Raw genomic sequence first — 11784 nt, forward strand, 5'->3', positions numbered from 1 at the left:
GTTCGCGCCGCGCCTGCCCAGCCGCCTCGACCGGCTGGCGTTCTCCCTGCTCTGGCATGGTCTGCGCCTGCGCGTGGAGATCCGCCCGCACGAGGCCGTCTACTCACTGCGCGCCCGCGACGGCGACGGCGACGGCGACGCCAAGCTGGAGCTGCGGCACCACGGCGAGCCGCTGGTACTGACCACGGACGCCCCGGTGACCCGGCCGATCCCCACCGCTACGCCGATCCCGTCCGAACCGGCTCAACCGGCCGGACGCGGGCCGATCCGCCGGCGTACGGAGCCGCACGAGCCGTCCACACCGCTCGGGGGACGATGAGTGGATTCTACCGGACGACCGCGACCGTGGCACTCACGTGATGCAGCACGTATCGGCTCACAGACCCGAGTCTCAGCAGGGAGAAGCCGCCTTCACCGCGCGCGCCGAGCACCACCGTCCGCGCCTGAGTCGCAGCTTCGGCGATCACCCGGTACGGATGACCGACGATCGCCTCGACTTGGAGGTCGACGGTGGAGTACTTGCGGTGCCATTCGGCCACCTGCTCGCGGACGGCGACCAGCTCGGCCGTCGAGATCTCCTCTCGATCGATGTCCGGCGCGCCGATCCACGGATCCGGCGGCGGCATCCACGCCCGCACCACCCGCAGCGGCGCACCCCACGCCGCGGCGTGTTCGAAGGCGAACTCGGCAGCGCGATCGGCGTGCGCGGAGTCGTCCAGACCGAGCAGGATCGGCGCGCCCGGTGCTTGGCCGGCCGGTTCACGCACCACCACGACGCTGCACAGTGCGTGCGCGGCGAGTGCCCCGGGCACCGACCCGAGCCAGAAGTCACCGAGCAGACCGTGGCCGCGCCCTCCGACGACCAGCAGGCTCGCCCCCGCCGACAGGTCACGCAGGACGGAGGCCGGCGATCCGTGCCCGATGATGGTGTGCGCCACGACCCCCGGGTATTCGGCCTGCGCCCGCGCGACCGCCTCGGCGAGCATCGTCTCCAACTCTTTCTCGGCGTTCAGATCCGGCCACACCGGCGTGCCGGGGATCATCGAGGCAGCCGGGAGGTAGTCCGGCCACCGCCACACGTAGACCATGTCCACTTCCGCCCCGGTCCGCACGGCCTCGCGGAATCCCCACCGCAAAGCCCGCCGCGCGTCCTGGGAACCGTCATATCCGACAACGATCTTCGTACCGGTCATGGCTCGTACCTCCGGCTCCGCTCGCCTTCGTACCGAGCCTGCGACCGCGATCGCCGCCGGACCAGCGCTGGTCGGCCCGTGCGCGCAGGCCGTTGTCCCTGGCGGCCCTGGTCGCTCTGACGGCTGCGGTCGTAGTGCCGGCCGAGTGGCCCTCTTTCCACGACCAACGGCCCTGACCGCACGCCCGGCCATGAATAACTCTGAAAAAGTGCGACCCGCACCCATCGGAGACCTGCGAGGCAGTGATGATCGCGACCGCGGACAAGGTGTCCTGGAATCGTTCGACGCCGAGGCGCACGTTGCGGGCCTGGTCGGCCGGCGAACCCGACCGGCCCCGGCCGACGGATCCGCCCGAGGTCGCCGCGTTGCTGTCCGACGGCGGCTTCGCGGCGGCTCTGACCGAGCTGGCCGGGACGCTCGGCCGCGACCCGCGGAGCGTACGAGTGGACGCCGCCGCCTGCCTGCGTGAGATGGGCGCATCGCACACCAGGCGCGCGACCAGTGACTGGTCCCGGTTCAGTCACTGGCTGACCCGGGCGCACGAGCTGGTCATCGACCCCGACGCCCTCCGCCGGCTGCGCGTGCTGGACCGTACCCACGCTCTGCTCTTTCCGTTCTCGCACCGGTCCTACCTAGACGGCATCACGATCCCCGCGGCGATCTCCCGCAACGGCGTCGCCGCGCCGTTCGTGCTGGCCGGCGCCAACCTCGACGTCTTCCCGTTCAACCATCTCCTCCGCCGCTCCGGCTTCGTCTACGTCCGGCGATCCACCACCGACGATCCGGTGTATCGCTGTGCGTTGCGGTGGTACATCGCCCAGATGGTCAAGGACGGTCGCAACCTCAGCTGGTCCATCGAGGGCGGCCGGACCCGGACGGGAAAGCTTCGTCAACCCGCGTACGGGCTGCTGCGATACGTGGTCGACGCGGTCGACACGACAGCCGGTCCCGACGCGGTGATCGTGCCCGTGTCGATCGTGTACGAGCAACTGCACGAGATCCCGCTCGTCACGACCGAGGCCCACGGCGCCGCCAAGCGCCCGGAGGATCTGCGGTGGCTGTGGACCTTCGCCCGGGCCCAACGGGAACGCTTCGGCCGCGCCTATGTGCAGTTCGGCGAGCCGTTGTCGCTGCGCGAGCGGCTCGCCGAGCTGCGCGCCGACGCCCGGTCGGCCCCGCGCGCGGTGGAGCGTGTCGCGATCGACACCTGCCGCCGCATCAACCGCGCCACCCCGGTGACCACCACGGCAGTCGTCTGCACGGCGTTGCTCGCCGCCGATCGTGCGCTCACCCTGGACGAGGTGTCGCAGACCGTGGCCCCGCTGGCGCGCTACCTCGCTCAGCGGAAACACCCAGTCGCCGGTGCCGCGGACCTGACCGACCCGGTCACCATTCGGCGAGCGCTCGACGATCTGGTCCGCTCCGGTGTCCTCACCGGTTTCGACGGGAGCACCCACCAGGTGTGGTCCGTCGCCCCGGGCCAGCACCTGGTGGCCGCGTTCTATCGCAACACCGCCGTACACCTGCTGGTCGACCGGGCCGTCGGCGAACTCAGCCTGGTAGCGGCGATGGAGAACGGCGAGCACGGGCTGGCGACCGCCCAGCGCGAAACCCTGCGGCTGCGTGAGCTGCTCAAGTTCGACTTCTTCTTCCCGTCGCGCGCCGAGCTGGGCGCCGCCATGGCCGCCGAGCTCGCCACCGTCGACCCTCGGCAGAACGGGGAGCTGCACGATTTCGGCCCGGCCGACGCCCGGCGCTGGCTGCGGGACAGCGATCTGCTGGTGGCCGACCTGGTGCTCCGGCCGTTCCTGGACGCCTATCTGGTGGTGGCCGAGCTGCTGGCCGCCTGGCCGGACTTCGAGCCGTTCGACGCGGCCCGCTTCCTCGACGAGTGCCTGCGGCTGGGCCGGCAGTGGGCGTTGCAGAAACGGGTGGCGAGCGAGGAGTCGGTGTCGCTCGAGCTGTTCCGGCCGGTCCTGCGGCTGGCTGAGCATCGCGGCCTTCTCAACCCGGGCGCGGAGGCGACCGAGCGGCGCGACGACTTCCGGGACCAACTGCGCGCGACCGTACGCCGGGTCCACGTGATCGCCGGCCTGCACGAGGGGAAGCGGTCATGAACGTCACCGCCGCCGACGTCACCTCCGCGGTCCGCGACGCTCCGCCGGGACCCGAGGTCGCCGCCTTCTTCGACCTCGACGGAACCCTGGTGCACGGCTACACCGCCGGCCACATCTACCTCGACCAGATCCGCCAGGGGGAGGTCGGCCCGCTGGAGTTCGCCCGCATCACCGCCGCGGCGGGCGACGGCCCGCAGGCAGTGGGCCGGGCCAGCCTCGCCGCCCTGCGGGGGCGGACGACCGAGGCGGTCACCGAGATCGGCGAGCGTCTGTTCGTGGAGAAGATCGCGGGCACGCTGCGGCCCGAGGCCCGTGACCTCGTCCGGGCTCACCAGCGTCGGGGCCACACCCTCGTCATCGCGTCGTCGGCGACCCGCATGCAGGCCGAGCCGGTGGCCCGGGACCTGGGCATCCCCCACATCGTCTGCACGGAGCTGGAGGAGGAGGACGGCGTGCTGACCGGCCGAAGCCCCACCGGCCTGCTGTGGGGCCAGGCGAAGGCCGACGCGGTCCGCGCCTTCGCCCGAGCCAACCGGATCGATCTGCGGCGCAGCTACGGCTACGCCGACGGGCCGGAGGACATCGCGTTCCTGACCGCGGTCGGACGTCCGTACCCGCTGAACCCGCAGCCCGCGCTGCGCCGGGCGGCCGAGGATCTCGGGTGGCCCGTGCTGGCCCTGCGCGAGCCCAGGTCACCCGGGTTGCGCTCCTACGTCGGCACACTCGGGGCGTTGATCGGCGCGAACGTCGGCTTGACCACCGGCATGACACTCGGATGGCTGACCGGTGACCACCGGCTCGGCGTCAACGCCGGCACCGGGCTCGCCGCTGACCTGGGCCTCGCCTTCGCCGGTGTACGACTCCAGGTGGTGGGAGAACGCAACCTCGAAACCCGCCCGGCCGTGTTCATCGCCAACCACCAGAGCACCCTCGACGCGCTCGTCCTCGGCGCGTTGCTGCGGCACGACTTCACCGCTGTGGCCAAGAAGGAGGCGCGCCTGGATCCCCGGATGATCGTCATCGGCGCGGCCCTGGACCCGGTGTGGATCGACCGCTCCGATCTGACCAGGGCGAAAGCCAGCCTGGACGAGGTCGTACGACGGCTGCGTGACGGTGTCTCGATCCTCATCCTGCCCGAGGGCACCCGCATGCCGACGCCGCGGCTCGGCCGCTTCAAGAAGGGCGCTTTCCACATCGCCCGGCAGGCCGGCGTACCGATCGTGCCGATCGTGCTGCGCAACACCGGTGAGCTGGCCTGGCGCCGGTCGCTGATCGTCAACCCCGGCACCGTCGACGTCGCCGTCCTCGACCCCGTTCCCACCAGTGGGTGGACCGCAGGCCCGCTCGACGAACGAATCGCGGAGGTGCGCCAGCGGTTCGTCGACACGCTCGACCAGTGGCCCACCAGCCTGTGATGTCCATTCTCCTGAGCTGCGCAGGCTGCGTGGCTCGCTCAAGTGACAGGCAACTGCACGAGCACCTCCAGACGCTGGGTTTACTGCAAGTGGGCATCGAGGATTTCTTGGTCACTGCCGGCCTGCCGCTCGCGATCGACGGTCTCCGCAAGCGGATCCGCCACCTCGGACGGCGTGTCCCGTTTATGACAAATTCAAGCCGTCAGCCGAACCGGGGCACCAGCACGACCACGGCGGTTTCGGTCGGCCTCAGCGCCGCGTAGGTGTCAGCTTCGGGTCGAACTCGTGCCACCGGGTCCACAGCCTCGTCCGTTCGTCCCCCGTGGCCGCGTGTGCTCGGACGGACCTCTGCTCACCCGCCATGTCGACGGTGGCGCCCGGGTGGGCCCGGCCGATAGTCCCACCCGTGAGCACGGAGGTGACATCGGGGTCTTTCGGCCCTGACCCGCTCGCTCCAAGGCCTGGGACCGTGGAGGTCCGAGGAACCCCGGAGGTGTTTACCGATGACCAAGCAGGCGCACGACGTGACCCGCACCGAGGCCCGCGACGCCCTGGAACTGGCCGCCCGGCTCGCGCTTCGGGCGCCGTCGGTGTTCAACAGCCAGCCGTGGACGTGGCGCATCACCGGTGACGTGCTCGAGCTGACGTCCGACCCGGACCGGCGCCTCGGCATCACCGACGCTGAGGGCCGCCTCTTGCTCCTCAGTTGCGGCGGCGCCCTGCACCACGCGCGGGTCGCCCTGGCCGCCGCGGGATGGCGCGCCGAGGTGCAGCGGTCTCCCGAGGAGCGACGTCCGGACCTGCTCGCCCGGATTCGGGTCGTCGGTCGCATCGAACCCGATCCGGTCGCACGGGAACTCGCCGCGGCGATCAGTCAGCGGCGCACCGACCGCCGCGCCTTCGGTGAACGACCGGTGGCCGAGCAGACCCTGACCCGGCTGCGAGGCCTGGTCGAGGCCCAGGGCGCCTACCTGCACGTCGTGCCGGACGACCGCGTACCCGAACTGGCCATCTCGGTCGACCTGGCCGCCGACGCCAACTACTTCGACCCCGGGCACCGCACCGAGCTCACCGACTGGACTCATCGTCCGGCCTGGACCGGTGACGGCGTGCCACCGGCCACGGCGGTCGGGCCCAGCCTGCGCCGCGTGCCCGTGCGCAACTTCCTGCCCGACGGGTCCCCCGGCATGCTCGCCGGCGCCGACCATGACGAGGGCGCCACCTATGTCATCGTCTTCGGCATGACGGACCGGCCGGTCGATCTGTTGCGCGGCGGAGAAGCCATGTCCGCCCTGCTGCTGCAGGCGACATCCGAGGGCCTGGCCACCGCACCCATCAGCGAGGCCGTCGAGGTCGCCTGGCCTCGCATCCTCCTGACCCGTCTGTTGTCCGGGATAGGCGAGCCCTATCTGATCGTCCGGCTCGGCTATGTCGAGTCGAGGGAACCCGTTCCGCCGTCGCCACGGCGTACGCCGACCGAGGTCATTCAGATCGACGAGTGACCGAAGGGTCCGTCAGTCGAACGGCGCCGGCTCACTCCCGGCCTGGTCGGCGCGGCGGCCGTCAACGACGGTGCCGGACCCGGCGGACCAGTGACACGAGCTGGACGGGGACGGCGATGATCGAACCGGCGATGCCGAGGATCAGCAACACGCGCATTACCGTCGTCCACCACGATCCGGCGCCGAAGTCGAACGGGAAGACCTGCCAGAACCGGACGAGTACAGCCAGCCCGATCCCGGTCGTGACGATCCCGCCGGCCGGGACCAGCGACGAGGAGGGACGTACCAGGTAGACGAGGTTCGCAGCCAGCCCGACCGCGAGGGACACGTTGACCATCACGAGGACATGTACGGTCTCGGCGGTGAGGAAGGGCAGTGCCTCCCAGCCCGGCCTGGCGTTGACCAAGTAGAGCAGAACGGCGTTGACGGCGGCCGCGACGGCGTACCCGGTGCGCAGAGTTCCCACGGGCTTGTGAGCGGCGGTGTTGACGGTCATCGTGCGTCCTCCGCTGGTGATCCGGCGGGCGTGGCCACGCGCGAGGCTGGCCACGCCCGAACGGGCGGTCAAGAGGTCAGGTGCACAGGACGGTGGGTGAACTGCTCGATGTCGCCCGCGGTGACGTCGAGCAACTGGTAAGCCAGGTCGGCCAGGGCGCGTGCGGTGGCGAGCTCGTCGCCGATCTCGGGCACCTCGGTGTCGGCCGGACGGCGACGAGCCACACCCGTCCCGCGCAGCGGATTACGGGCGTCGGTGTGCAACACCGCCACGGCCCGGGTCTGGCGCTCATCCTCGTTCTCGTCGATGTTCACCTCGATCGTCCAGGTCCTGGTGTGAACCATGACTGCACCTCCGTTCGGTAGCGTTGCCTCCATCGCATCTCGTGGTACGCCGGGTGGCCAGTGCCGAAGGTCCCGGCGACCCGGTTCGCGGTCCTCGGGACGGATCGCCGGCAAAGGGGGCGCGGGAATCGACCTCGAGCCAGTCGGTCAGGTCGCCGAAACAACCCGGGCACCAGCTCTCAGACACCGCCTCCGCCCTTCGGTCGCGTCAACCTCCCGGCGACCTCGTGGTTGTCCGGGCCGGCAGGGCCGAAAGACCCGTCCGGCGGGGGTGGCGGGACTCCCAGCTGTGGTGACAGGCACGGGTCAGGCCCCTGGTCCGGGCGGTGCCGCTCGGAGTGCCGGCGGATCAGCATCGCCACGAGACTCGCGGCCAGCTTCGCGACCACGAGAATCGCCAGCAGGTAGAGGATCTCCATGGTGACCTCCTCAGGCCAGAGCAGATCGGCGCGTCCGTGGCCATGAGTCCAGCATCGGAGCGGAGGCAACGACCGGGACAGTGCCGTTGGGCCCCCGGTTCAGTGACCGTCGGCGGAATGCTCGCCGAGCAGGCGGGTCGCGAGCACGGCCGCCTGGGTCCGCCGCTCGAGGCCGAGTTTCGCCAGGACGCTGGAGACGTAGTTCTTCACCGTCTTCTCGGCCAGGAACATGCGGCCGGCGATCTCGCGGTTGGTCAGCCCCTCGGCGATGAACTCAAGGATCCGCCGTTCCTGTTCGGTCAGGGCGGCCAGCTCGCGCGGCTGTTCCACCCCGTGCCGGATGCGCTCGAGCACCCGCTGGGTCACCGCGGGGTCGAGCAGCGACTGGCCCTCGGCCACCCGGCGCACCGCGTCGACCAGGTCAATGCCGCGGATCTGTTTCAGCACGTAGCCGGAGGCGCCCGCCATGATCGCGGCGAACAGCGCTTCGTCGTCCTCGTACGAGGTGAGGATGAGACCTTTGATGGTCGAGTCGACCGCGCGTACGTCTCGACACACGTCGATGCCGTTGCCGTCGGGCAGCCGGGCGTCGAGGATCGCCACGTGCGGCCGCAGGGCGGGAATGCGGCGGGTGGCCTCGGCGGCCGAGCCGGACTGGCCGACCACCTCGATGTCGCCGGCCGCCTGCAGCAGGTCGGCCAGGCCACGCCGGACCACCTCGTGGTCGTCGAGCAGATAGACCCGGATCATGCGTCCTTTCTACCGCGCCACCCGGCCGCGCCCCAGGGCCGTAGGTCCCGCCGACGCCGGCAAGGCGCACATCCGGCGACCGATGACCGCTCCGGCCGCCGGTGTTCGAGACCTCCGGCCCCGATCATGTCGTCCTCCGGGCCAGTCCTGTCTTTCAGCCGGCCACGAAGACCGGGCAGCGGGCGTCCCTCAGGACAGCGCGGCTCACCGAGCCGAGCAGCGGCAGCGCGCTGCCGGCGTAGGCGTGCCGGCCGACGATGACCGCCGCCGCGTCCGCGGAGGCCCGGATCAGCGCGGCGGCCGGCGCTTCATCCACCAGACGCCGGTGCACTCGAAGCCCGCCGACAACGTCGACACGGTCGGTGGCCACCGCGTGCGGCGCGGCGTTCACGACGATCAGCTCGCAACCGCGAGCCCGTGCCTCCTGAAGGGCGAATTGGACGGCCGGGGAAGTCGTGCCGGGCAGCTCGACGCCGACGACGACCGGGCGGTCGCCGAGACCTCCTCCGGCCGGCCGTCCGGCTGCTCGGACCACCATCACGACGCCGGGATGCAAGCTCGCCACCCGGTCGCCGATGCCCAGGCCGAGGGCTGTAGCGGCAACGCCGTGCCGGTGACCGATCACGACCAGGCTCGCGTCGGCGGCCTGGGACAGCAGCAGCGACGCCGGCGAGCCGACCAGCTGCCGGCTGGTCACCGCGAGGGCCGGCGCATACGCGTGCACCCGGGCGCCGAGGCGTTCGAGCAGTCGCATGCCGTCGTCGCGCAGGGCCGGACGCAGCGCGCTGCCGCGCTGGACGTGCACGATCCGCAACCCCCAACCGCGCAGCTCCGCCTCGATGGCGGCGTGATCGACCGCGAGGCAACTCGCCGGCGAGTCGTCCACACCGACCATGACGACGCCCGCGACCGTCGGCGGCCCGCCGGGCTCGGGAGCGGCGGCGGGATCGGGAGCGGCGGCGGGATCGGCGTCCCGGTAGCCGGCCGCTCCCTGATAGCGATCGACCGCCTCGCTGTATCGCGAGGCGCCCGCGGAGCCGGCGCCCCGCGACCGCGACTCGTGCTCGATGCGCAGCTTGTCCAGGTCACTCATGGTTCACACCTCCATCGGGAGGAACAGTCAGCGGATGGACATCGTCGTCCCGCTCGGCCAGCAGGCGCATCGCGCGGCGGTACTGGCCGGATGTGATCTCGTGGCGCAGCAGGCCGGCGACCAGCGCGCCCTCAAGACTGCTCGGCTCCGGCGCGGCATCGGGCCGCGCGGCCTCGGCGTCCGGGTAGGACCCGCGACTCGAAGCCGGGCAGGAGTGAACCCGGACGCCGGCGAACCGTCGTAGGCGAACTTCCCCTCCGCTCGATCGTCGGGGACAAGGGGCGGCCACCTCACTTTCGAGGGGTCACCCGGAAGACCGGGTAGTCGGCCGCGACCCGCTCGAACTCGGCGAGCGGGGCTCGCCGGTCGACCGGCACGTGCGCCCGTGCGCCGGGCGCGACGACGAGGTATTGCCTCAGGATCGGCGCTCGTTCGGCCGGGTCGACCTCGACAAGCCGGACCGGACGGCGGCGGCCGTGGCGCAATACCGCCTCGCCGTTGGCCGCCCGCACGTTGGCGACCCAGTTCGCCCCGTTGCCCAGCATCGAGACGAGGTAACGCTCGCCCCGGAAACGCGCGATCACGAGCGGGCAGGAGACGGTGTGACCGCTGCGCCGGCCGGTCACCTCGAGGGTGACCCAGTCCGGCGGGGCGAAGATCGCCCGGCCAAACTGGAACGCCGACAGCCGGTTGAGCGAGCGGGCCAGGCGGCTCGGGCGACCGCCGCGATACATCCGGCGACGCATCGCCCCGGTGATGATCATGACGGCCTCCGGGGCTCCCGCACGATGTAGACCGGGCAGTCGGCGTGGTGCAACAGCTGAATCCCGACCGAACTGAGCGCTGTACCGGCGATGAGGCCGTGCCCTCGGCTCCCCACCACGACCAGCCGTGCGGTCGCGGACGCCCCGGCCAGCGCCGCGGCGGCGCCCTCCGGTGTCACGACCACCTCGACCGGCACGTCCGGGTACTTGTCACGCCAAGGCTCCAGCTGCTCGTGAATACCGGCCCGAACCGCGTCGCGCGACTCGACCGGCACCAGGCCACGGACCACCACCAGGGGTGCCACCCGCCCGGCGGCCTGCCCGAACGCAGTCTCGAGAACCAGATCCGCCGCCGGGGAGTCGTCCACGCCCACAACAACGGGACCCTCGAACAGATCACCACCACGGCCGCGCACCACGACGACGGAGCATGGCGGGTGGGTCGCAACGCGTTGACTCACGGAGCCAAGCAACAGGCCGGCGAAGCCGCCACGGCCACGGCTGCCGAGCACCGCGAGTTCGGCATCCTCAGCGTCGGCCAGCAGACGGGATGCCGGGTTACCGATCAGGGGGTCACCGTCCACGTCGACCTCGGGCGCGGCGACGCGGGCCTCGTTGATCGCCGTGGCCGTGAGGCTGTCGGCCCGCTTGCGGGCGAGGTCGAAATACTGGTTGCTCGTGTCATAGCGCGCCTCGGGCCACTCCCAGTCGAAGACATGTGTGACTCGCAGGGGCAGGCCCCGCCGTTGTGCCTCGCGGGCCGCCCAGCGCACCGCTGCCGTGCTCGGCGCGGTGCCGTCGGCCGCCACGACGATCGGATGAACCCTCATGACGCCTTCCTCTCGCGGTTTCCCTCAGCGTCCGGCCGATCGCGGTCGCAATGGCAGTGCCGCAGGTCCCGGACCCGCCGGCCGAAAGACCCTGCGGGTACGGCAGGCCCGGTTCAGGCGGGCGACGCCGCGCGGATCTGCGCCGCGATCTCGCGGGCCCATGCCCGTACGCGCTGGGGGTTGCGGAAGTCGCCGGCCTGACCCGTGCGCGCCATCCGCCGGGCGAGGAAGCCCAGCCACCCCCGGGCCTCGGCGGTCATCCGGCCGCCGAAGGTGACGTGCTCACGCGCGTGAAGCTCGTGCGACGCCTCCTGGGCGTGGTGGCCGGGCGTCAGAGGACCGTCGTCGGCCGAGGTGTCGAGAGGCCCGCTGCTGAAGAGCCAGACCGGCTTGCCGGCGAAGGCCCCGGCATGGCGGCGCACGAAGCGTCGGACGTCCGGATGCCAGCCCGCCGCGTAGACGGCCGAGCCGAGGACGAGCGCGTCGCAGCGCTCGACGTTCGAGACGTCGGCGGCGGGTGAGAGCCGCACCTCGAGCCCCGTGTTCCGCATCTCCTCGGCGATCCAGCCGGCGATCTCCGCGGTGCCGCCGCCGGTGCTTCCGTACGTGACAAGGACGACCACGACACACCTCCAAACCCTCGGCCTCCACGGTGTTCCCGCCAGGCAGGGCCGCGGTAGGGACCAAAGTCCCCAGAATGCGTCCGGACAGAATCCGGTGCGGACCAGATCTCCCGAACGGCCACGCGCAAGCCCGGCCGCCATCAAGCGGCCGGGCTCGGAGCCGTGGCTCAGATGAGCCAGCGGTTCTTCTGGACGATCGGCAGGGACGCCCACCACCGGCCCAGACCCCAGGTGTGCC

General features: G+C 71.5%; 14 protein-coding genes. 5 read left to right on the forward strand and 9 right to left on the reverse strand.

Annotated features, from left to right (window positions below; all coding sequences use genetic code 11):
• Positions 1 to 319, forward strand: a 319-nt coding sequence (locus tag EER30_RS46310) for a glycosyl hydrolase family 65 domain-containing protein (RefSeq protein WP_284699748.1), incomplete at its 5' end; no start/stop codon positions are given.
• 7 nt (positions 320 to 326) lie between these two features.
• Here the strand turns inward: EER30_RS46310 and EER30_RS46315 are convergent.
• Positions 327 to 1193, reverse strand: coding sequence for a universal stress protein (locus EER30_RS46315; RefSeq protein WP_164842799.1), 867 nt, complete (start codon positions 1191 to 1193; stop codon positions 327 to 329).
• A gap of 245 nt (positions 1194 to 1438) precedes the next feature.
• On the opposite strand from EER30_RS46315, the gene EER30_RS46320 reads away from it, so the two are divergent.
• From EER30_RS46320 to EER30_RS46330, 3 genes are all read left to right on the forward strand, one after another.
• Complete coding sequence (locus EER30_RS46320) at positions 1439 to 3310, forward strand: lysophospholipid acyltransferase (RefSeq protein ID WP_127509628.1); 1872 nt, start codon at positions 1439 to 1441, stop codon at positions 3308 to 3310.
• A complete protein-coding gene (locus EER30_RS46325; RefSeq protein WP_127509630.1) occupies positions 3307 to 4725 on the forward strand; it encodes an HAD-IB family hydrolase in 1419 nt (472 codons plus the stop codon). Before EER30_RS46320 ends, EER30_RS46325 begins: the two co-directional genes overlap by 4 nt.
• A 503-nt stretch (positions 4726 to 5228) precedes the next feature.
• Positions 5229 to 6227, forward strand: a complete 999-nt coding sequence (locus EER30_RS46330) for an Acg family FMN-binding oxidoreductase (RefSeq protein ID WP_127509633.1) — start codon at positions 5229 to 5231, stop codon at positions 6225 to 6227.
• Between the two features lie 61 nt (positions 6228 to 6288).
• Here EER30_RS46330 and EER30_RS46335 read toward each other — a convergent pair whose 3' ends face one another.
• The 5 genes from EER30_RS46335 to EER30_RS46355 all read right to left on the reverse strand — a co-directional run bounded on the left by EER30_RS46335 (position 6289) and on the right by EER30_RS46355 (position 9329).
• The gene (locus EER30_RS46335) at positions 6289 to 6723 is read right to left on the reverse strand and encodes a hypothetical protein (RefSeq protein WP_205650728.1); all 435 of its coding nucleotides are present in this window, start codon (positions 6721 to 6723) and stop codon (positions 6289 to 6291) included.
• A 68-nt stretch (positions 6724 to 6791) separates the two neighbouring features.
• Positions 6792 to 7067: a DUF1876 domain-containing protein gene (locus tag EER30_RS46340; protein WP_127509636.1), complete on the reverse strand. Its 276-nt coding sequence runs from the start codon at positions 7065 to 7067 to the stop codon at positions 6792 to 6794.
• Between the two features lie 179 nt (positions 7068 to 7246).
• Positions 7247 to 7486, reverse strand: coding sequence for a hypothetical protein (locus EER30_RS46345; protein WP_127509639.1), 240 nt, complete (start codon positions 7484 to 7486; stop codon positions 7247 to 7249).
• Between the two features lie 99 nt (positions 7487 to 7585).
• Positions 7586 to 8236: a response regulator gene (locus tag EER30_RS46350; protein WP_127509642.1), complete on the reverse strand. Its 651-nt coding sequence runs from the start codon at positions 8234 to 8236 to the stop codon at positions 7586 to 7588.
• A gap of 154 nt (positions 8237 to 8390) precedes the next feature.
• Entirely contained in the window at positions 8391 to 9329 is a 939-nt protein-coding gene (locus EER30_RS46355) for a universal stress protein (protein ID WP_127509645.1), read from the reverse strand.
• Between the two features lie 34 nt (positions 9330 to 9363).
• On the opposite strand from EER30_RS46355, the gene EER30_RS46360 reads away from it, so the two are divergent.
• Positions 9364 to 9573 (forward strand): hypothetical protein, encoded by a 210-nt coding sequence (locus EER30_RS46360; RefSeq protein ID WP_127509648.1) that lies wholly within the window; start codon positions 9364 to 9366, stop codon positions 9571 to 9573.
• A 46-nt stretch (positions 9574 to 9619) separates the two neighbouring features.
• Here EER30_RS46360 and EER30_RS46365 read toward each other — a convergent pair whose 3' ends face one another.
• The 3 genes from EER30_RS46365 to EER30_RS46375 form a co-directional block, all read right to left on the reverse strand.
• On the reverse strand, positions 9620 to 10093 hold the full coding sequence (locus EER30_RS46365; protein WP_240670762.1) for a nitroreductase/quinone reductase family protein: 474 nt from the start codon (positions 10091 to 10093) through the stop codon (positions 9620 to 9622).
• Positions 10090 to 10923 (reverse strand): universal stress protein, encoded by an 834-nt coding sequence (locus EER30_RS46370; protein ID WP_127509651.1) that lies wholly within the window; start codon positions 10921 to 10923, stop codon positions 10090 to 10092. The genes EER30_RS46365 and EER30_RS46370 overlap by 4 nt, the downstream gene beginning before the upstream one ends.
• Before the next feature lie 113 nt (positions 10924 to 11036).
• Positions 11037 to 11546: a flavodoxin domain-containing protein gene (locus EER30_RS46375; protein ID WP_164842800.1), complete on the reverse strand. Its 510-nt coding sequence runs from the start codon at positions 11544 to 11546 to the stop codon at positions 11037 to 11039.
• Between the last annotated feature and the right edge of the window lie 238 nt (positions 11547 to 11784).

Source organism: Actinoplanes solisilvae (genome assembly GCF_003999975.1).
Classification (GTDB): Bacteria; Actinomycetota; Actinomycetes; order Mycobacteriales; family Micromonosporaceae; genus Actinoplanes; species Actinoplanes solisilvae.

Bases quoted from the DNA above. Each gene is read 5' to 3' on its own strand.
- EER30_RS46340 (WP_127509636.1), bottom strand. From the start codon at position 7,067: ATGGTTCACACCAGGACCTGGACGATCGAGGTGAACATCGACGAGAAC.
- EER30_RS46315 (WP_164842799.1), bottom strand. From the start codon at position 1,193: ATGACCGGTACGAAGATCGTTGTCGGATATGACGGTTCCCAGGACGCG.
- EER30_RS46335 (WP_205650728.1), bottom strand. From the start codon at position 6,723: ATGACCGTCAACACCGCCGCTCACAAGCCCGTGGGAACTCTGCGCACC.
- EER30_RS46320 (WP_127509628.1), top strand. From the start codon at position 1,439: ATGATCGCGACCGCGGACAAGGTGTCCTGGAATCGTTCGACGCCGAGG.
- EER30_RS46370 (WP_127509651.1), bottom strand. From the start codon at position 10,923: ATGAGGGTTCATCCGATCGTCGTGGCGGCCGACGGCACCGCGCCGAGC.
- EER30_RS46325 (WP_127509630.1), top strand. From the start codon at position 3,307: ATGAACGTCACCGCCGCCGACGTCACCTCCGCGGTCCGCGACGCTCCG.
- EER30_RS46365 (WP_240670762.1), bottom strand. From the start codon at position 10,093: ATGATCATCACCGGGGCGATGCGTCGCCGGATGTATCGCGGCGGTCGC.
- EER30_RS46345 (WP_127509639.1), bottom strand. From the start codon at position 7,486: ATGGAGATCCTCTACCTGCTGGCGATTCTCGTGGTCGCGAAGCTGGCC.
- EER30_RS46350 (WP_127509642.1), bottom strand. From the start codon at position 8,236: ATGATCCGGGTCTATCTGCTCGACGACCACGAGGTGGTCCGGCGTGGC.
- EER30_RS46360 (WP_127509648.1), top strand. From the start codon at position 9,364: ATGGACATCGTCGTCCCGCTCGGCCAGCAGGCGCATCGCGCGGCGGTA.
- EER30_RS46330 (WP_127509633.1), top strand. From the start codon at position 5,229: ATGACCAAGCAGGCGCACGACGTGACCCGCACCGAGGCCCGCGACGCC.
- EER30_RS46355 (WP_127509645.1), bottom strand. From the start codon at position 9,329: ATGAGTGACCTGGACAAGCTGCGCATCGAGCACGAGTCGCGGTCGCGG.